Raw genomic sequence first — 18,722 nt, 5'->3', positions numbered from 1 at the left:
TTAACTCTGGGTTTAGTCGTGCGGTGCGGATGCGTGCTCCCTAAGAGGCAAACGCTCAGTGAAGTCCAACGAGAACCAGCCCGGGAGGGCTTACGTCTCTGGGGGGTCTTCGCTACATTCTGTGTCTCAACTGGGGGTCACGGAACACCGAAGTGGTGACGGGCGGATGACTGTTTGGTGTAATCCAGGTCGATCACGTCGGCCAAGTAGGCGCTGCGGACGCTTCGGTGCACTGGTAGCCCAAACGAGGATTGACCCATCTGGGGGCTCCCCGGCATGCTTCCGCTGCCTGGTTGCGACAACCGTGACCAGCAGTCGTGGAAGTGTGTGCGGAGAGTAGCAAGTGCTCGGCCAGGACGCCGGCTTTGAGATCCGGCTCGGACAACGATGGTGGTAAAGCGGTGCCCAAGACTGAGACCGCGGACGGGGATGGGCTGGGATCCGACCAGGACGGCGCCCAGAACCAGGAGGGACAGGAGAATCCGGCTCGCCGGGACGCGGCCGAACCTGTCGGCGTCGGCTCCGAGGTCACGACGTCTCGATGGAGACTGAGCAACTGGCCGCTGCGTTACAAGCTCGCCGTCGTCCTGATCATTCCGCTGTTGACCGCGCTGGCCTTCGGTAGCCTCCGCGCGATCTCGGAGCTGAGCGACGCGTCGGAGTTCGGCGAAACGGTCACGCAGGTCGAGTTGGCGCAGCAGGTCACGACACTGGTGCACGAACTCCAGAAGGAGCGGACGCTCCAGGCCGTCGACATGTCGTCGGACTGGGTCGACACCAACACCGTCGAGGAGCAGACGGCGAAGGTGAACGAGGAGGTGACGCGCCTTCGGAACATGCTCGTCGAACGGGACCTCGGTGACGAGGAACTGCAGCGCACCTACGAGCGCGCGGTCCAGCGACTCAACGCTCTGGATCCCCTCCGGGGCAAGATCGACACCACGAACATCCCGGCGCTGACGGTCCACACCACCTACAACTCGATCCTCGACCCGCTCGTCAACCTCGGCCGCACGGTGAACCTGTCCGTGACCGACCGCGAGCTGCTGCGTCGAGGCACCACGGTGCAGGCCATCACCGAGGCGAAGGAATACACGTCGCGGGAGAACGCGATCCTCCAGATCGCCGCGGGCAACCACGCCTTCGTCGCCGACCTGCTGTCCCGCTCGATGTCGTCGCAGGCGAGCGCCGACGCCGCGATCGGCAACTTCAACTCCAACGCCACTCTGGAGGAGCAGCAGCGCTACCTCGACACCGTGTCCGGCGCCGAGGTCGACAACCGGGCCCGGATCATCGCCACCGCCTACTCCGCCATCGACTCGCCCGGAGGGCTGAACATCAGCTCGCGGCAGTTGTTCAGTGACGGCAGCGACACGGCCGACATGATGCGCGAGATGGAGAGCCAGCTCCTCGCGGAACTGCGCGAGCACGCCGAGACGCTCGCCGGGCAGGCCAGCCAGGCCGCCTGGTTGTTCTTCGGGCTCATGACCGTGACCCTGGTCGCCACCGTGGCACTGACGCTGATGGTCGCGAGGGCCCTCACCCGGCCGCTGCGCACGCTGCGGTCGAGTGCGCTGGAGGTCGCCTACGTCCGGCTTCCCGAGACGGTGCGGCGCATCCTCGCCGACCCCAACCCCATGGAGGCGTCCCGCGACGCCGTCACGCCGGTTCCCGTGCACACGCGCGAGGAGATCGGCGAAGTCGCGCGGTCGTTCGACGTCGTCCACGAACGAGCCATCCGCCTCGCCGCCGAGCAGGCGCTGCTGCGCGAGAACGTCAACGGCATCTTCGTGAACCTCTCGCGCCGTAGCCAGCGACTCGTGGAACGCCAGCTCGGGGTCATCGACCGGCTCGAGTCGGACGAGCAGGACCCGGACCAACTCGCGAGCCTGTTCGAGCTCGACCACCTCGCGACCCGGCTGCGCCGCAACGGTGAGAGCCTGCTGGTGCTCTCGGGCGCCGGCCTCACCAAGACGATGTCCAAACCGGTGCCGGCCGCCGATGTCATCGGTGCCGCCGTGTCGGAGATCGAGCAGTACGCCCGCGTGGAGCTCGGCACCATTCCCGACGTGGCGGTGCACGGCAGGGCGGTGCACGACCTCGTGCACCTGCTCGCGGAACTGCTCGACAACGCGACCTACTTCTCCGAACCGGACACCAAGATCAGCGTGCGGGCCGTGGTCACGCGTCGCACGTCGCTCGCCGTGCAGATCACCGACCGCGGTGTCGGTATGTCCGAACAGCAGCTCGCCGAGGCCAACGAGCGGCTCGCCGATCCGCCGGACCTGGACGTGTCGGTGACCCGGCGTATGGGTCTGTACGTGGTGGCGCGGCTGGCGAAGCGACACGGCATCGAGGTGCGGCTGCGGGAGAACGAGGACATCGACGGTGGTGTGATCGCCCGCGTCGTCGTGCCCAGCGACCTGCTCACCGGAACACCCTCGACGGTGTCGTCACCGCCGGCGCCTCCCATCGCTCCACGGGAGACCAGGGCCGAGACGTCCCTGCCATCGCGTGTGGACACCCCGCCTCCGCCGTCCGGTGTGCCGCCGCTGCCCGCGCCACGCAAGCCGCAGGTGGACGCCGATCGTCCGGCCGCGCCGCCGCCTCCGCCGATCGCGTCGCCGCCGCAGCCCTCGCCGCAGCCCTCGCCGCCGGAGCCGGAAGGGGCCCCGTCGTCGGGCTCGCACCTGGAGAACGGCCTGCGTCCGCTGGCCCAGCCCATCAGTCTCGACGACCTCGTCGGGGGCGTCGGCAAGGCGGCGGGACCGTTCGTCAGCCCGGCCGCGCCGGAGCCCGAGCCGGAACCCGCGACCGAGATCGCGCAGCCGGCCCCGCCCACCGGTTCCGAGGAGCCGCAGTGGCCGGTCGAGTCGCCGGACGGCGACGAGAACGACGGCCATGTCACCGAGGCGTCGCCGAACGAGGAAACGCGCTACGTGCCGAGGGAGGACTCGGAGTCCCGCGCTCCGTCGGTCGGCGGCGACGGAAGCGCACTGGAGGACGATGTACCCACCAGGAGACTGCCGATCTACCAGTCAGTGCTGTCGCGGTGGTTCAGCGAGGAGGAACCGCTCGAGCCGGACACGGCCGTCGAGACCGACGGCGAGGCGTGGGGTGCCGAGCCGGGTTCGGTTTCCGACCCCGACACCGGCACGACGGCGGGTGTCGCGATGAACGGAGACGCCGAGGAGAGAACCGACGACACCAGGGGCAGTGCGAAGGACGCAGGCTGGCACAGTGTGTCCGACACCGGCTGGCAGGCCGCCCACGCGCTGCTCGAGGACAAGCACGAGGAGATCACGCCTGCCGGTCTGCCCAAGCGCGTGCCCAACGCATACTTGGTGCCGGGCTCGGTCTCCCCGAGCCGGGGGAACGCGTTCGCCGACACCACCGTCGGGGAACCGGGACGCAGTGCCGTCGCCAGGTCGGCCGAGGCGGCGCGCAACCGCATGAAGAGCTTCCAGCGTGGTTACACCAGCGGTCGCCACGCGCTCAAGGAGCCATCGGCCCAGAGTGAGCAGTTCGACGAGACGGGCAACGACACCCGTCACAACGGGGCGAAGGAGTAGAAGTTGACACGCGCGGGTTCAGCGCATCCGGGTGCGCCGAAAAAGGGCAACTCCGGACAGCAAGGCAGCTTCGCTTGGCTCATCACCGACTTTGTGCACCGGGTGCCCGGTGCGGCCCACGCCGTGGTCGTCTCCGCGGACGGGCTGCTGTTGGCGGCTTCGCGGGGTCTGCCCAAGGACAGGGCCGACCAGCTCGCCGCCGTGGCGTCGGGACTCACGAGCCTCGCGCGCGGTGCCGCGCAGGTGTTCGAGGGCGGCCCCGTGGCGCAGACCGTCGTCGAGATGGCGAACGGCTTCCTGTTCCTCATGTCGGTGTCCGACGGCTCCTGCCTCGCGGTGCTCGGCGCTCCCGACAGTGACATCGGCCTCGTCGTCTACGAGATGACGCTGCTGGTGGACCGTGTCGGACAGCAGATGACACCGGAGCTGCGGGCCCAGTTGCAGGGCTCGCGCCGGTAGGCGAGCGGCTGAGCGGACGCTCGCGAAACGCACACGCTTTCGAAACGCAACAACGCAGTTCGGTGAGAAAACGCAGTTCGGCGACAAAACACTGAGGAGACCGCCGTGGATTCCGGGCACTCACGAGGTGATCGACGGCTCGACAGAGACCGTGCGGCTGGGGGTTGGCCGAGCGAGCCGGAGGACGTGGCGTTCAGCGGCCGTGGCAGCCGTGGACGTCGTCCTTCGCGGAGAGTCGACGACCCCCTCGACACGGGGGAGTGGTTGCGTTCCGGCGGCCTCGACTCCCCCGGGCCGGCGGACTTCGACCTCTCCGACTACGGACACTCCTCACTGCTGTCCGGACCCGGTGCCGAACTGTACGGAATGGGCGGCGGCGGGTTCTCCAGCGCCGAGGGCCCGTCGTCGCGTGATGACGGCTACCTGCGCTCCGCCTACGACACGGGTGGGTACGATCCGGGTCCGATGTCCGGCGAGGTGTCACCCTCCCCGACGCCCCGCCACCGCCGCGACGTCGAGCCCGAGGAGGAGGTGGAGGAGTCTTCGGGCCTCGTCCGCCCGTACTTCCGCACCAGGGGCCGGACGAAGCCGGACTACGACCTGGCCATCGAGGCCCTCATCTCGACCAGCGAGCGGGGCAGGCGGCTGGAGAAGGTGCGGGTGCCCGAACACCGCTCCATCTGCGGGTTGTGCCTCGACACCAGGTCGGTCGCCGAGGTGGCCGCGCTGCTCAGAATGCCGCTCGGTGTCGTGCGAATCCTCGTTGGTGACGTTGCCGGTCTCGGTCTAGTGCTCGTGCACTCCGCGTCCTCCTCCATGGTGGGAGACCGGCCCAGTATCGAGTTCATGGAAAGGGTTCTCAGTGGGCTTCGGAGAATTTGACGCGTCCGCTGCCGTGCCGACGACGTCAGGCCCGACCCAGTCGGCCAAGATCGTGGTCGCCGGTGGTTTCGGTGTCGGTAAGACAACGCTCGTGGGGGCGGTGTCGGAGATCGACCCCCTGACCACCGAAGCATCCATGACCGAAGCGAGCGTCTCGGTCGACGACCTGTCGCAGACGCCGAACAAGATGACCACCACAGTCGCGATGGACTTCGGCAGGATCACGCTGGACTCCGACCTGGTGCTCTACATCTTCGGCACACCGGGTCAGCATCGCTTCTGGTTCATGTGGGACGACCTCGCGTACGGTGCCATCGGGGCCGTGGTGCTGGTCGACACCAGAAGGCTCGCCGACGCCTTCCCGTCGATCGACTTCTTCGAGAACCGCAAGCTGCCGTACATCGTGGCCATCAACTGCTTCGACCGGCTGCTGCACCACCAGATCGAGGATGTCCGGCACGCGTTGACCATCTCGCCCTCCGTGCCGATCATGGCCTGTGACGCCCGGGACCGGGAATCGGCCAAGCAGGTGCTCATCTCCATCGTCCAGCACGCCATCGCCCACGACACGGCGCTGCGTGCTGGGTGATTTGTTGGGCCACCGGCGTGATTGAGTGTGGCGGTCGGGCGAATCGGGCTCGACAGGATTGACCTGGCTAATAGTCTTGCCGCTACAGCGTGCGGGAGGCTAGGAGGGACAGTGACGGCATCAGCCCACCAGGGCAGCTTCGGCTGGCTCATCACCGACTTCGTGCGTCGGGTGCCGGGGGCGGCGCACGCCGTGGTGGTGTCGGCCGACGGGCTACTGCTCGCGAACTCGCAGGACCTGCCCGTGGCTCGTGCCGAACAGCTGTCCGCAGTGGCCTCCGGGCTCGTTTCACTGACGCACGGCGCCGCACGGTGCTTCGACGGCGGCACGGTGAACCAGACCGTGGTCGAGATGGAGAACGGGTACCTGTTCCTCATGTCGATCAGCGATGGATCGTGCCTGGCCGTGCTGGCGTCGCCCGGCGCCGACATCGGCACGGTGGCCTACGAGATGACACTGCTCGTCGACCGGGTCGGCCAGCAGCTCACCCCTGAACTGCGGGCGAAGCTTTCGGGCGGCGTGCGTGGGTAGCGGCGTGGACGAGTGGGAGGCGCTGAACAAGCCCACGGACAGAGAAGGATTCGACCACCCCAGCAGGTTCGACCTGAGCAGTGTCTCCGGTGTCACGCAGCTCGCCAAGCGGGTACGTCAGCAGTCGGGACAGGGCGGGCCTGCCGGTTTGGCGGGGAACGCCCGCCAGCCGGCGGGCGTTCCGCCGCGGCCACGGGTGGCACCCGCGCCGCCGCACTTCACGCACCGTTCGCTGGTGCGGCCGTACGCGCGCACCGGTGGGCGCACCAGGCCCGCGAAGGAACTCGCGCTGGAAGCGCTGGTGGTGACCACCGACAGCGGCAGACGCTACGAGGGTGTGGTCTCGCCGGAGCAGCGGTTCATCTGCGACCTGTGCGTCGACGTGCACTCGGTGGCCGAGATCGCGGCGTTCGCCCGGTTGCCGCTGGGCGTGGTGAAGGTGCTGGTGGACGACTTGTCCGAGGCTCGGGCGGTGGAGATCCAGCGCCCGGGTTTCGTCCTGGCCGACCGGGACTCCCACGACTTCATGGAGCGGATCCTGAACGGCCTCCGTTCCCTGTGACCGTGTCCGCAGGCTGCGTACGCGGGCATCGACTCAGCGGGCCCGGTCCTCGGCAACGGGTTCGGCTGCCGTTCCGGGGTCGACGCGTTCGTGTGCGACGGTCGTGCGCCGGTGCTCGCCGAGCGTGGTGTGCGGCTTCGGGGGGGCGCGTCGCGAATCCGCGGTGCGCCACCCGTGCGCTCAGTCCTCCACGAGCGCGGCCGACGTGATGCGGTGCAGGGGATAACGCTCGCCGGTGGAGGTCTCCAACATCCCGGCACCCACCCGGACCGGGGTGAGAACCCGCTGGGTGGCGGTGCCGTGGGAGTCCACGAGCCCGATCCACACCTCGCGCTGCTCGTTCGCGGCCCGCGACAACAACGCCATGGTCGCCGAGGTGTCGGCTCCGCCTCCCGCGGGCAGCCGCACCACGGAGCCCTTGCGACTACGCGCGGCCTTGTCACCTGCTCGCACGTGCGCCACCACTGCGGTGAGCTGGCCCTCGCCGATCGGCTCCCCGCGGGTCGGCTCGACCCGTCTCGCCTGACGGCCACGGGCGGGGATGCGCCTTCCACTCGGCCGCAGGTCGACCACCCGCCCGTCCGGTCCCTCGGCGGCGGGCGCGAAACCGGCGGCGCGCAGGGCGTCCAGTATCTCGGCCAGCGGGTACGGGCTGACCACCACTGTGGGGGCGATCCGGCGCAGCTCCAGATCGGCTGCGGCCGGCGTTCCCAGCACCTCGGCCAGCAGCACTTCGTCGTCGCACCGCAGGAACGCCGCCGCGACGCCACCGCGCAGGCGGCCGTGCCTGCGGGCGACATCGTCGATGAGGTACGACAGTGACTGCGGCACCGGTGTTCGCGACCGGGTGCGGAAGAGTTCGTGCAACTCGTCGGCGGTCCGTCCGCTGTCGAGGGCCCGCCGCACCGAGGTCTCGCTGACGCGGTACATCGTGGCGTGTCCGGCCGACTCGACGTCGGCGACCGCCTCGATCTGGCGGGCGAGGTCGGGCTCCAGCGGGCCCGGGGCCACGACGGTGAGGTCGGCCTGCACGAGAACGTGGTCCACCGGCTGAGGCAGCGCGTCGGCCATGGCGGCCGCCGCCCCGTGCAGGTCCCCGTCGAGGAGGGCGCCCCCGGCCGTGGTGAGCGCACCCAGGGCCACGACGCCGAGCGCGGTCGCCTCGGCCATCGTGTCGCGCACGGCGGGATCGCGGGTTCGTCCGCCCTTGCGGGGCGCCCGCCATGCCAGCAGCGTGACGAGGTCGTCGACGGCGGCCACACCGGCCCCGGCGGGGAGCTCGGCGAGTGTGCCAAGCACCCGGCGGCGCGTCATGGGCGCGAGCGGCCTGCGTAGTTCCTCCGACAGCGGCACCACGATCTTGTCGCGCGCGTCCCGGTCGCCGGCGAGCCCCGGCATGCGGGGCAGGTCCAGCCACGCCTGCGCGAGCGTCAGCCAGCGTCCCGAGGGCGGCATCGACAGCCACGAGTCGGTCAGCGTGGTGGGCACCCACTCCGGGGAGGTGCTCTCGTCGGCGGCGGCGAGACCCGCGCCGACGACGAGTTCCACCAGCAGAGTGGCGCGACGCTCGTCGACGTCGAGGTCACGTGCGAGCCTGCGCAGCTCCCGCACGCCCAGGCCGCCCGACTTCAGAACGGGTGGCGGCTGGTCGGACCACGCCCGCAGCAGCGTTTCGGCGTGCCGGAGGAACTCCATGGCCTCCCCGGCGGCTGCGGTGTCCACTCCGGACTGCTCGTGCCGCTCCAAGGGCAGCTCCGGCTCCGTCAGCGCGGCACCGGCGAAGACGACACCACCGCGCAGTGCCAGTCCCACCTCGCGGGGGAGTTCGACGGTCTGGTCGTCCCGCCGCACGAGCAGGCCTCTGGCCAGCAACTTCTGCACCGGCGTGGTGGCCGAGGCCAGTGGCACGTCGATGGCGGCGTCCCGCGTGCGGCCGATCGGGGGGCCTGAGGACAACGTGGACAGTAGTGCCCTCTCGTCCTCGCCGACGTCGGCGATCCGCTCCGCCAACGCGTCGCTGTCGAGCTTCGCGAGTTCGGTCGAGGAGACACCGAGGCCTGCCGGGAACGGGCCGAACACGTCACGCGCGGCGGCGGGCACGGAGACGGCGTCGTCGGGACCCCACGCGAGCGCCAGCGACCGCAGCCGGTCGAGTGCCCGAGGGGGAACCGTGGCGAGCAGTTCACCGAGGCGACCGACACCCACGGGTGTGTCGTCGGCCCCGGCCACCAGCAGCGTCTCCAGCACGGCGAGGGTCGCCCTGTCGAGGTTCTCGCAGGCCCTGGCCACCGACCCGGCCGTGCCGGCACGGGTGGCGAGGACGTCGGAGTTCGCGGGCGGAGGGGTGGCCAGATCACGCCGTGCGCGCAGGAGATCGGCGAGGGCGTCGTCGGGCAGGGAACGCAGCCAGTCCGCGAGCGAGAGGGCGGCCATCGTCACCACCATATCCCCCGGTGCGCGGCATCGGGCACACTATGGTCAGTCGTTTGGTCGAGTGTATGGAGGACGACGTGGGCAACGCCGACAACCGTAAGCAGCACCGGATCGACCCGGAGTGGCCGGACGTCGAGCACCCGGTCAGCGAGCTCGCGGCCGACCGGCAGGGCGCGCTCTCCCCGTTCGGCGAGGTGACCTTCCCCCTCGACTCCGTGCCCTACGAGCACCCCGAGACCGAGATCAACAGGTCCGCGTAGCCGGACCCGACGTTACCGGCGAGTCACCCATCCGGCCGAATGTGACCTCGCACATGCGGATAGGCTTTTCTCCCGAATCCAGCGCCAGTCAGTGTGAGTCATTGATGCGGGGGTAAGCCCATGCCCGTTCCCGGTCCCGGTTACTCGATCACCGTGCGACTGGAGGCCCCGCCGTCGGCGAGCGCGGCCGGCGACCTCACCACGGCAGTCGGCCGGGTAGGTGGTGTCCTGACGGCCTTCGACATCGTCGAGTCGCACCCGGACGCCATCGTCGTCGACATCACGGCCAACGTGTTGTCGGCCGACCACGCCGACGACATCACCAAGGCCCTCGACGCGTTGCCCGGTGTGCACGTGCGGAAGGTGTCCGACCGCACGTTCCTCATGCACCTCGGCGGCAAGCTCGAGGTCAGCCCCAAGGTCGCTCTCCGCAACCGTGACGACCTGTCCCGCGCCTACACGCCGGGCGTCGCCCGCGTGTGCAAGGCCATCGCGGCCAACCCCGACGACGCGCGCAGGCTGACCATAAAGCGCAACACGGTCGCCGTGGTCACCGACGGCTCGGCCGTGCTGGGCCTCGGCAACATCGGCCCGGCCGCGGCGCTGCCCGTGATGGAGGGCAAGGCGGCGCTGTTCAAGAAGTTCGCCGACGTCGACGCGTGGCCGGTGTGCCTGGACACGCAGGACACCGAAGAGATCATCAGGACGGTGAAGGCGCTCGCTCCGGTGTACGCGGGCATCAACCTGGAGGACATCGCCGCGCCGCGGTGTTTCGAGATCGAGCGTCGCCTGCGGGAGCAGCTCGACATCCCGGTGTTCCACGACGACCAGCACGGCACCGCCATCGTCGTGGTGGCCGCGTTGCGGAACGCGCTGCGCGTGGTGAACAAGCCCATCGAGCAGTGCCGCATCGTGGTCAGCGGCGTCGGCGCGGCCGGGTCGGCCATCATCCGCCTGCTGCTGCGCAAGGCCCCCGCCGACATCGTCGCGGTGGACATCGACGGCATCGTGCACGAGCAGCGCCCGGGCCTCGACGACAACCTGCGCTGGATCGCGGAGCGCACGAACTCGAAGCAGCTGGTCGGCTCGCTGCACGACGCGCTGGTGGGGGCCGACGTCTTCATCGGGGTGTCCGCGCCCAACCTGTTCGGTGCCGAGCAGGTGGCCACGATGGCCGACGACCCGATCGTCTTCGCGCTCGCCAACCCGGACCCGGAGATCGACCCGCTGGAAGCGCAGCGGCACGCCGCCGTCGTGGCCACGGGCCGTAGCGACTACCCGAACCAGATCAACAACGTGCTGGCGTTCCCCGGCGTGTTCCGCGGTCTGTTGGACGCGCAGGCCCACAAGATCGACGACGACATGCTGCTGGCCGCGGCCAACGCCATCGCCGACGTCGTGGACGACCGCCTGAACGCCTCGTACATCGTGCCCAGCGTGTTCGACTCCGCCGTGGCCCCGGCCGTGGCCGAGGCGGTCAAAGCCGCGGCGCGGAAGGACGAAGTAGTCTCGACTTCGTGAGTGAACTCAGCCACCTCGACGATTCGGGTGCGGCTCGGATGGTCGACGTCTCGGCCAAGGACGTCACCGCGCGTACCGCGGTGGCGTGTGGCACGGTGCGGACGACCTCCGAGGTGCTCGGCCTGCTGGCCGAGGGCGGCCTGCCCAAGGGCGACGCGCTGGCCACAGCCCGCATCGCGGGGATCATGGGAGCCAAGCGGACCCCCGAGCTGATCCCCCTGTGTCACCAGATCGCCCTGACGAAGGTGGATGTCGACTTCGAGCTCGGGGCCGACAGCGTGGACATCACCGCCACGGCCCGCACGAGTGACCGCACCGGCGTCGAGATGGAGGCACTGACCGCTGTCGCCGTCGCCGGGCTCGCTCTACACGACATGATCAAGGCCGTGGACCCCGCGGCGACCCTCGACGGCGTGAGGTTGGTGCGCAAGGAGGGCGGGAAGTCCGGTTCGTGGTGGCGTGGCGATGCCCGCAAGGCACAGGAGGGCGCATGAACCGCACGGCGCGAGTGATCGTGGCGTCCAACCGGGCGGCCGCGGGGATCTACCCGGACCGCACGGGGCCGGTCATCAAGGAGTGGCTCGCGAAGCGTTCGTTCGACGTGCCGGAGCCGCGGGTCGTGGAGGACGGGGAGCCCGTCGCGGAAGCGTTGCGTGCGTGCCTGGCCGAGGACGTGGACCTGGTCGTCACCACGGGAGGCACCGGCGTCTCACCCACCGACCGGACGCCGGAGGCCACGGCGGGAGTCCTCGACTTCGAACTGCCCGGTCTCGCGGACGCCATCCGTGTGGCGGGACAGGACACCGTTCCCACGGCGATGCTGTCCCGAGGACTCGCGGGCGTCTCGGGTCGCACGCTCGTGGTGAACCTTCCCGGCTCCCGGGGTGGGGTGAACGACGGGCTGACGGTCCTCGACGGGGTTCTGGACCACGCGCTGGACCAGATCGCCGGTGGAGACCACCACCGGTCGGTGAGTCACGTGCTGGAGGAGTCGGAGGCCGCCCACAACACGGTCGTCCATGATCCGAGCGGCAACGGTGGTCAGGCCAGGGTCGCGCTCGCCCACGTCACGGAGGAGGAGCTCTCGGTCGAGGAGCACGCGCGGCTGGTGTCCGACGCCGGAGCGGGAGCCGTGGTGACCTTCGGTGGCGTGGTGCGTGACCACGACAACGGGCGCACCGTGACGTCCCTGCACTACGAGGGGCACCCCACCGCAGGGGAGGTGCTGGCCAGGGTCGTCTCGGACGTGGTCGCCCACCGCAGCGGGGTGCGGGCCGTGGCGGTCAGCCACCGACTCGGCACGTTGCAGATCGGCGATGTCGCGCTCGCCTGCGCGGTGGCCGCCGATCACCGCGCGGAGGCGTTCGCCACGTGTTCCGAACTCGTCGACGAGGTGAAGACGCACCTTCCGGTGTGGAAGCACCAGTGGTTCGACGACGGCACCGACGAGTGGGTCAACTCGCCCTGACAGCGCGTCGGTAGCCGATGCCGGCCCCGTCGGCCCGGTCCTGATCGGCCGACGTGGTTTCGCGCGCATCGGCTCGCGACCGAAAAGCACGCCACGGAGCGCCGAATCCAAGCCGTGTCTGTGGCGCGGATCGCCATGCCCGGAAAGGGCGGGGTATGGGGCTCCGCATCAACGAGCGGCTGGATCCGGGTTCGAGCGGCGACGTTCCAGGCGGCTCGGACGCGTTCACGGTGGAGCCCGCTGTGCTGAAGCGGATTCCCGGCGCGGCAGGCGACCATGCGGGATCGCACGAGTCCTGACGCACCTCGTGCGGCCGTCCACTGTCGCGGTTGTGCGGTTGTGCTTTGTGGTGTGAAGGCCCCACCGCCCGGGGGACAGCGGTGGGACCTTCAGCGGCACCCAGGTGAACTCGGGTGCGGGCGACCACGAAGGGTCACTTGGTGGCGATCTTCTGGCCCACCACGATGTAGTCGGGGTTGGAGATGTAGCCGTCGTTCAGCTCGACGAGCTCGTGGTAGCCACCCTCGACGTTCTTCTCCTTGGCGATGGCGCTGAGGGTGTCGCCCTTCTTGACGACGTAGTCGCCCTCGGGGTTCGACTTCGCGACGCCGCTCGGGGTGGACGGCGTGGAAGGTGCGGACGACGGGGCAGGGGCGGGGTCGCTGCTCTCCTGCGTGGACTCGCCGGACGAGCCGCTGCTGCTGCCGCTGTCGCCGCTCGGGGCGGCACCCTCGGTGTTGGTGCCCTCGTAGCTGGCGCTGGAGTAGCCCCTGGAGCCGCACACCGGCCACGCGCCGATGCCCTGGCCGTCCAGGACTCGCTCGGCGATGGCGATCTGCTGCTCACGAGACGTCTCGTGGGGCATGCCCGTGCCGCCGTAGGCCTGCCAGGTGCTGAGGCTGAACTGCAGGCCGCCGTAGTAGCCGTTTCCGGTGTTGATGCTCCAGTCGCCACCGCTTTCGCACTCGGCGATGGCGTCCCAGTTCACGCTCTCCGCCTGGGCGGGAGCGGCCGCGATCGTCAGCGGCGCGCCGACGGCGATACCGGCGACGGCGACGCGGGCGAGGTTGCGGGACGCGGCGGAGGGTTTGCGGTGCTTGCCTCGGTAAGCCATGTTGACTCGTTCGACTTCCGCACCTACGAGGTCGCAAGGCAGGCCGGGGGCCTGGCCGATCGGTCTTCGATCGGCAGCCGGCACCGGGGGATGCCGACTCCTTCCCGTCCCAGTCCGAGAAGCTCTGTGCTCGGGGTTTCGGTTCCGGGATTCCGCCGGACTGGGCTCGGCGCAACGGGATCCCGGTCGTTGGTCGGTTCGGGGCCAACCGGAATGCGACGGTACGTAACGTCGAGCGTGATCGGAAATCTTTGTCGGCGTGAGCTAGGTCACCGTAACGGTGGGCAACCTTTTGCGATTGTGGTATTTTCCCTGATCAGAGGGCCGTTATAACTCCGTTTCCCTTCTGAAATATTTCACCCAAAGTGAGGTCTGAGTCACCACGGTCTAGACCCCCTGCTCCGTTTGTGGCAACGACGAACGGAGCCGTTCGGAACTCCTCGTCGGACGGTGCCAAGGGTTGCCCGAAGTTGCGGAAAAAGACAGATCGGACAGATCGTGTTCACATGGTTCACACCTGTCGCGACGAACTCCCGCCACCCCACGGTCCTGCGGGGCATCCCGGTGGCAGGAGCGCAGCGGGCCCGCGGCGAGCCGAGGGAACGGCGAAGGTGGCGGACGTCGCCACCCGGTGAATGTGAGGCCGAGGCGGCGAAGCTCGCCGTGTCGGGCGTGTCACGACCCCGGCTGCGGGGTCGGCGAGCCGTCAGCCCCCCGCGAAGGGAGGGAGGACGTCCAGCTCCGCGCCGTCGGGCAGCGGGCGGTCGAGATCCCGCACGGCGATGCCGTCGAGCAGGAAGCTCGCGGCGTCCAGGACGCGCGGCAGGCGTTCGGGATGTGCGGTCCGCAGGTGTTCGACGGCGTCGGCCACGGACGCCGAGGGCGACAGTCGTACCAGCTCGCTGTCCACCCCCGCGGCCGCACGCGCCGAGGCGAAGTACCGCACCCTCACGGTCAGCGTGTGCTGGTCGGCTCCCTGAGAGGTCTCGATCACGCCGTCGGTGCCCGCTGTGCTCATGGACCACTCCTTCGTCACTTCCGCCGAGGTGGGCGGTGTGGCTGTCACCCGCCGATCGCGCTCATGGGACGGATCGGTTGGGCGAAACCGGCCTCGTTGATCTCGTGTCCCGCGAGTTTGCCCCACATCGTGTCGCGCCACGCGTCGGCGATCCGCTCGTCGTCGGCGCCCTCGCGGAGCAGGCCGCGCAGGTCCGTCTCGGTGGTGCTGAACAGGCACGAGCGCACGGCACCGTCCGCGGTCAGCCGGGTCCGTTCGCACGCCGCGCAGAACGGGCGCGTGACCGACGGGATGATGCCGACCTCCTGGGGGCCGCCGTCCACCAGCCACCGCTCGGCGGGGGCGCCGCCGCGCTCGACCGGGCTCGGCGTGAGGCTGAACTCGGTGCTCAACAGGTCGAAGATGTCGTCCGCGGTGATCATGTCGGCCCGGCTCCAGCCGTGTTGGGCGTCGAGCGGCATCTGTTCGATGAAGCGCAGGTGGTATCCGCCGTCCAACGCGAACCGCAACAGGTCGACGGCCTCGTGGTCGTTGACGCCGCGCATGAGCACCGCGTTGATCTTGACGGGTTCGAGACCCGCGTCGCGGGCGGCGGCGAGGGCGTCGAGTACGTGCCGGAGCCGGTCGCGGCGCGTCAGGCGTGCGAACGTCTCGCGGTTGACGGTGTCGAGGGAGATGTTGACACGGTCGAGGCCAGCCTCGGCGAACGCGCGTGCGCGCTTGGCGAAGCCGACCCCGTTGGTGGTCATCGCGAGCCGGGGGCGGGGTCGCAGCGCGGCCATCCTGGCGACGAGGTCCTCCAGGTGGGGGCGCAGGAGCGGCTCCCCTCCGGTGAGCCGGATGTCGGTGATGCCGAGGAGCCGCACCGCGATGTCGACGAGCCGGACGAGCTCGTCGTCGGTGAGGATCTCCTGGTTCGGCATCCAGTCGAGCCCCTCGGCCGGCATGCAGTAAGTGCAACGCAGGTTGCATCTGTCGGTGACCGACACGCGCAGGTCGGTGGCGACCCTGCCGAAGCTGTCGACCAGGGCAGGGTTGTCCGGACGCGGCCGATCGGGGGCCGTGCGTGAGGCGGGCACCCTGGGGATGCCGAGGTCCACTCCCGTCACCGTTCCCAGCCTAGTGCCCGTTACGACGAAAAAGGTGGCCGCGAACACGGCACTTCTCGGTCGAGGACTGTCGGTTCCGCAGTTGCGGGATTATGGTCGGTTTCGTGCCGCAATTTCGGATCGCTGAGGCTGCTCGGCTGCTGGGGGTCAGTGACGACACCGTGCGTCGCTGGGTCAGGGCCGGCCTACTGACCGAACACGTCGACGCCTCGGGCCGCAAGGTCCTCGACGGCGCGGAACTCGCCGCGTTCGCCCGCAGGGGCGCCGACACCTCACCGGATCCCACCGGGGTGGCGCGGTCGGCGAGGAACCGTTTCGTCGGGCTCGTCACCGAGGTGGTCACCGACGCGGTGATGGCCAAGGTGGAACTCCAGTGCGGGCCGAACCGGATCGTCTCGCTGATGAGCTCCGAGGCCGTGGCCGAACTCGGGTTGGAGCCGGGCGTGCTGGCCGTCGCCGTGGTCAAGGCGACGCAGGTCATCGTCGAGATCCCGGCCGCTCCCACCGAGGAGGCCGGATGAGACGCCGGTCGATGCTGTCGGCGGCGATGGCCGCCCTCCTCGTCGCGACGTCGGCCACCGCGTGCGGGGGTGGAGGAGGGCAGCGGGTGCTCACGGTGTTCGCGGCCGCGTCGCTGACGGAGGTGTTCACCGATCTGGAACGTCGTTTCGAGCAGACCCACGACGGCATCGACGTGCGGCTGAACCTCGCGGGTTCGTCCCGGCTGGCCCAGCAGATCGTCGAGGGAGCGCCCGCGGACGTGTTCGCCTCGGCCGACACCGAGCCGATGGCCCGCCTGGAGAAGGACGGTCTGCTGGACGGTCCCGCAACCCCGTTCGCCACGAACACGCTCACCATCGCGGTTCCGCGCGGCAACCCGGCGGGGATCACGGGGCTCGCCGACCTCGCCGATCCCGGTGTCACCGTCGTCGTGTGCGCGCCCGCCGTGCCGTGTGGAGCGGCGGCGAAGCGAGTGCAACGCCTCGCCGGGGTGACGTTGCGGCCGGCCAGCGAGGAGGCCGACGTGCGATCGGTGCTGACGAAGGTGGAGGTCGGCGAGGCCGACGCCGGACTGGTGTACGCCACCGACGTCCACCACACCGCAGCCTCCGGACGGGTCGAGGCGGTGGCGTTCCCCGAGGCGGCGGAGGTGGTCAACACCTATCCCGTCGCGGTACCAGCCGACGCCGCCGAGGCGGCCTCGGCGCGGCGGTTCGTCGATCTCGTGCTGTCCGAAGAGGGCAGGCGGTCGCTGCGGGAGGCCGGGTTTGGTCTCCCGCGGTGAGCCGCGCACCCGCGACGTCCCCACGGGCGTGCCGAAGGTGCTGTGGCTGCCCGCGGCGGTGGCGTTGACGCTGGTCGTGCTGCCGGTCGTGGGACTGGTGGTGCGCACCGACCTCGCCCGGCTGCCCGAGCTGCTCGGTTCGTCGGCGTCACTGAACGCGCTGCGACTGTCGCTGGTGACGGCGACGACGTCCACCGTGTTGTGTGTCGTGCTGGGCGTGCCGCTGGCCGTGGTGCTCGCCCGCTCGAACGCGCGGGGTGTGCGGTTCCTGCGCGCCGTGGTGTTGCTGCCGCTCGTGCTGCCGCCCGTGGTCGGGGGGCTCGCGCTGCTGTTCCTGCTGGGCCGCAACGGGCTGCTCGGCTACGTGCTCGACGTGGTGGCAGGGGTGCGGGTGCCGTTCACGACGTCCGCCGTGGTGATCGCGCAGACGTTCGTGGCCATGCCGTTTCTCGTGGTGAGTCTCGAAGGTGCTCTGCGCGCGTCGGGTGATCGCTACGAGCGGGTGGCGGCCACGCTGGGCGCGCGGCCGTGGACGGTGTTCCGGCGGGTCACCGTGCCCCTGCTGCTGCCGTCGCTCGGGTCGGGGGCCGTGTTGAGCTTCGCCCGCGCGCTCGGCGAGTTCGGCGCCACGATCACGTTCGCGGGCAGCCTGGAGGGAGTCACCCGGACGTTGCCCGTGGAGGTCTATCGCCAGGCGGAGGCCGACGTCGACAGCGCTGTGGCGCTGGCGTTGCTGCTGGTGGTGGTGGCGGTCGTGGTCATCGCGGTGGCGCGGCCGAGGGCGCTGGAGGGGGTGCGGTCGTGACGTTGCACGCCGAACTGGCGCTTCACAGGGCGGGATTCGAGCTGTCCGTGTCGCTGGCCGTGCCCGACGGCGGTGTGCTGGCCGTGCTCGGCCCCAACGGGGCGGGCAAGTCCACGGTGCTCGCGTGCCTCGCCGGGCTCGTGCGGGCCGAACGTGCGCACGTCAGGCTGGGTGGGCGTGTGCTCGACGACGGTGACGCGGGCGTGCACCTGCCCGCGCACCGGCGCGGAGTGGGCCTGCTCGCGCAGAACGCCCTGCTGTTCCCGCACCTGTCCGTGCTGGACAACGTGGCCTTCGCGCCGCGTTCGCGGGGAGTCTCGAAGGCCGGGGCTCGCGACGTGGCGCGACGCTGGCTCGCGGAGGTGGAGGCGGGCGATCTCGCCGACCGGGCTCCGGCCGCGCTGTCCGGTGGGCAGGCGCAGCGGGTCGCGATCGCGAGGGCGCTCGCGGGGGAGCCCGAACTGCTGTTGCTCGACGAGCCGCTGGCCGCACTCGACGTCGACGCGGCCCCGGCCGTGCGCGGGGTCCTGCGGCGGGTGCTGCGCGAGAGCGGGCGGAAGCTCACCACGGTGCTGGTCACGCACGACCCGCTGGACGCGCTCACGCTCTCCGACCACGTGGCCGTGCTGGCCGAAGGGCACATCGTCGAGCGGGGACCGATCCGCGAGGTGCTCGCGTCCCCGCGGACGGCGTTCACCGCGCGTCTGGCCGGTGTGAACCTGGTGGCCGGCGTGGCCGTGCGCACCGACACCGGTGCGGCGGTGCGGACGGAGAGTGGGCTGCTGTTCCACGGGGTGCCGGCTCGCGACCTCGCCGACGGCGACGCGGCGGTGGCGGTGTTCGACCCGGGGGCGGTGGCCGTCCACCCACGGGACGTGGCGGTGGTCGGTTCCCCCCGCAACGTGGTCGACGCCGTGGTGACAGCCCTGGAACCACACGGGCCCGTCGTGCGGCTACGCACCCGCGAGGGCCTCAGCGCGGACCTCACTCCCGCGTCGGTGGCCGACCTCGCCCTCGACCCCGGAACCCCCGTGCGACTGGCGGTGAAGGCCGCGACGGTCTTCGTCCACGCGGCCCCGCAACCACCGAGCAGGCGGTGGGGCAGGCAATAGGC

Annotated in this window: 19 protein-coding genes; 15 read left to right on the top strand and 4 right to left on the bottom strand. The window is 70.3% G+C overall.

Annotation, left to right across the window (positions count from 1 at the left end; genetic code table 11):
• The first annotated feature begins 401 nt into the window (after nucleotides 1-401).
• From SACCYDRAFT_RS22090 to SACCYDRAFT_RS22065, 6 genes are all read left to right on the top strand, one after another.
• Nucleotides 402-3,572 carry a nitrate- and nitrite sensing domain-containing protein gene (locus SACCYDRAFT_RS22090; RefSeq protein WP_157606550.1) on the top strand — a complete coding sequence of 1,057 codons (3,171 nt, stop codon included), beginning with the start codon at nucleotides 402-404 and terminating at the stop codon, nucleotides 3,570-3,572.
• A 3-nt stretch (nucleotides 3,573-3,575) separates the two neighbouring features.
• Nucleotides 3,576-4,031, top strand: coding sequence for a roadblock/LC7 domain-containing protein (locus tag SACCYDRAFT_RS22085; protein ID WP_005441445.1), 456 nt, complete (start codon nucleotides 3,576-3,578; stop codon nucleotides 4,029-4,031).
• Between the two features lie 105 nt (nucleotides 4,032-4,136).
• A complete protein-coding gene (locus SACCYDRAFT_RS22080) occupies nucleotides 4,137-4,913 on the top strand; it encodes a DUF742 domain-containing protein (protein WP_005459576.1) in 777 nt (258 codons plus the stop codon).
• A complete protein-coding gene (locus tag SACCYDRAFT_RS22075; protein WP_005459574.1) occupies nucleotides 4,894-5,502 on the top strand; it encodes a GTP-binding protein in 609 nt (202 codons plus the stop codon). Before SACCYDRAFT_RS22080 ends, SACCYDRAFT_RS22075 begins: the two co-directional genes overlap by 20 nt.
• Before the next feature lie 111 nt (nucleotides 5,503-5,613).
• On the top strand, nucleotides 5,614-6,033 hold the full coding sequence (locus tag SACCYDRAFT_RS22070) for a roadblock/LC7 domain-containing protein (RefSeq protein WP_005459573.1): 420 nt from the start codon (nucleotides 5,614-5,616) through the stop codon (nucleotides 6,031-6,033).
• Nucleotides 6,026-6,595: a DUF742 domain-containing protein gene (locus tag SACCYDRAFT_RS22065; protein ID WP_005459572.1), complete on the top strand. Its 570-nt coding sequence runs from the start codon at nucleotides 6,026-6,028 to the stop codon at nucleotides 6,593-6,595. Before SACCYDRAFT_RS22070 ends, SACCYDRAFT_RS22065 begins: the two co-directional genes overlap by 8 nt.
• Before the next feature lie 180 nt (nucleotides 6,596-6,775).
• Here SACCYDRAFT_RS22065 and SACCYDRAFT_RS22060 read toward each other — a convergent pair whose 3' ends face one another.
• Complete coding sequence (locus SACCYDRAFT_RS22060; RefSeq protein ID WP_005459571.1) at nucleotides 6,776-9,028, bottom strand: helicase-associated domain-containing protein; 2,253 nt, start codon at nucleotides 9,026-9,028, stop codon at nucleotides 6,776-6,778.
• 65 nt (nucleotides 9,029-9,093) lie between these two features.
• On the opposite strand from SACCYDRAFT_RS22060, the gene SACCYDRAFT_RS22055 reads away from it, so the two are divergent.
• From SACCYDRAFT_RS22055 to SACCYDRAFT_RS26505, 5 genes are all read left to right on the top strand, one after another.
• Nucleotides 9,094-9,288 carry a hypothetical protein gene (locus SACCYDRAFT_RS22055; protein ID WP_043536798.1) on the top strand — a complete coding sequence of 65 codons (195 nt, stop codon included), beginning with the start codon at nucleotides 9,094-9,096 and terminating at the stop codon, nucleotides 9,286-9,288.
• Nucleotides 9,289-9,408: 120 nt separating this feature from the next.
• Nucleotides 9,409-10,809, top strand: a complete 1,401-nt coding sequence (locus SACCYDRAFT_RS22050; RefSeq protein WP_005459568.1) for an NAD-dependent malic enzyme — start codon at nucleotides 9,409-9,411, stop codon at nucleotides 10,807-10,809.
• The gene (moaC, locus tag SACCYDRAFT_RS22045; RefSeq protein WP_005459567.1) at nucleotides 10,806-11,303 is read left to right on the top strand and encodes a cyclic pyranopterin monophosphate synthase MoaC; all 498 of its coding nucleotides are present in this window, start codon (nucleotides 10,806-10,808) and stop codon (nucleotides 11,301-11,303) included. The genes SACCYDRAFT_RS22050 and moaC overlap by 4 nt, the downstream gene beginning before the upstream one ends.
• The gene (locus SACCYDRAFT_RS22040) at nucleotides 11,300-12,277 is read left to right on the top strand and encodes a molybdenum cofactor biosynthesis protein MoaE (protein WP_005459566.1); all 978 of its coding nucleotides are present in this window, start codon (nucleotides 11,300-11,302) and stop codon (nucleotides 12,275-12,277) included. Before moaC ends, SACCYDRAFT_RS22040 begins: the two co-directional genes overlap by 4 nt.
• 155 nt (nucleotides 12,278-12,432) lie before the next feature.
• Nucleotides 12,433-12,576: a hypothetical protein gene (locus SACCYDRAFT_RS26505; RefSeq protein WP_005459565.1), complete on the top strand. Its 144-nt coding sequence runs from the start codon at nucleotides 12,433-12,435 to the stop codon at nucleotides 12,574-12,576.
• A gap of 134 nt (nucleotides 12,577-12,710) precedes the next feature.
• On the opposite strand, the gene SACCYDRAFT_RS22035 is transcribed toward SACCYDRAFT_RS26505, so the two are convergent.
• The 3 genes from SACCYDRAFT_RS22035 to moaA form a co-directional block, all read right to left on the bottom strand.
• Nucleotides 12,711-13,391: a transglycosylase family protein gene (locus SACCYDRAFT_RS22035; RefSeq protein WP_005459563.1), complete on the bottom strand. Its 681-nt coding sequence runs from the start codon at nucleotides 13,389-13,391 to the stop codon at nucleotides 12,711-12,713.
• A 706-nt stretch (nucleotides 13,392-14,097) separates the two neighbouring features.
• Nucleotides 14,098-14,409, bottom strand: coding sequence for a MoaD/ThiS family protein (locus SACCYDRAFT_RS22030; RefSeq protein WP_005459562.1), 312 nt, complete (start codon nucleotides 14,407-14,409; stop codon nucleotides 14,098-14,100).
• 44 nt (nucleotides 14,410-14,453) lie between these two features.
• Nucleotides 14,454-15,518: a GTP 3',8-cyclase MoaA gene (gene moaA / locus SACCYDRAFT_RS22025; RefSeq protein ID WP_043536795.1), complete on the bottom strand. Its 1,065-nt coding sequence runs from the start codon at nucleotides 15,516-15,518 to the stop codon at nucleotides 14,454-14,456.
• Between the two features lie 92 nt (nucleotides 15,519-15,610).
• Here moaA and SACCYDRAFT_RS22020 point away from each other — a divergent pair, with 92 nt between their 5' ends.
• The 4 genes from SACCYDRAFT_RS22020 to SACCYDRAFT_RS22005 are packed head-to-tail and all read left to right on the top strand — an operon-like array spanning nucleotide 15,611 to nucleotide 18,720.
• Entirely contained in the window at nucleotides 15,611-16,039 is a 429-nt protein-coding gene (locus tag SACCYDRAFT_RS22020; protein ID WP_005459558.1) for a TOBE domain-containing protein, read from the top strand.
• Nucleotides 16,036-16,803: a molybdate ABC transporter substrate-binding protein gene (modA, locus tag SACCYDRAFT_RS22015; RefSeq protein WP_005459557.1), complete on the top strand. Its 768-nt coding sequence runs from the start codon at nucleotides 16,036-16,038 to the stop codon at nucleotides 16,801-16,803. Before SACCYDRAFT_RS22020 ends, modA begins: the two co-directional genes overlap by 4 nt.
• Entirely contained in the window at nucleotides 16,787-17,608 is an 822-nt protein-coding gene (locus tag SACCYDRAFT_RS22010; RefSeq protein ID WP_005459556.1) for an ABC transporter permease, read from the top strand. Before modA ends, SACCYDRAFT_RS22010 begins: the two co-directional genes overlap by 17 nt.
• On the top strand, nucleotides 17,605-18,720 hold the full coding sequence (locus tag SACCYDRAFT_RS22005; protein ID WP_005459555.1) for a sulfate/molybdate ABC transporter ATP-binding protein: 1,116 nt from the start codon (nucleotides 17,605-17,607) through the stop codon (nucleotides 18,718-18,720). Before SACCYDRAFT_RS22010 ends, SACCYDRAFT_RS22005 begins: the two co-directional genes overlap by 4 nt.
• The last annotated feature ends 2 nt before the right edge of the window (nucleotides 18,721-18,722 follow it).

This window comes from Saccharomonospora cyanea NA-134 (assembly GCF_000244975.1).
GTDB lineage: Bacteria > Actinomycetota > Actinomycetes > Mycobacteriales > Pseudonocardiaceae > Saccharomonospora > Saccharomonospora cyanea.
This window is presented reverse-complemented; position numbering and strand designations above follow the sequence as displayed.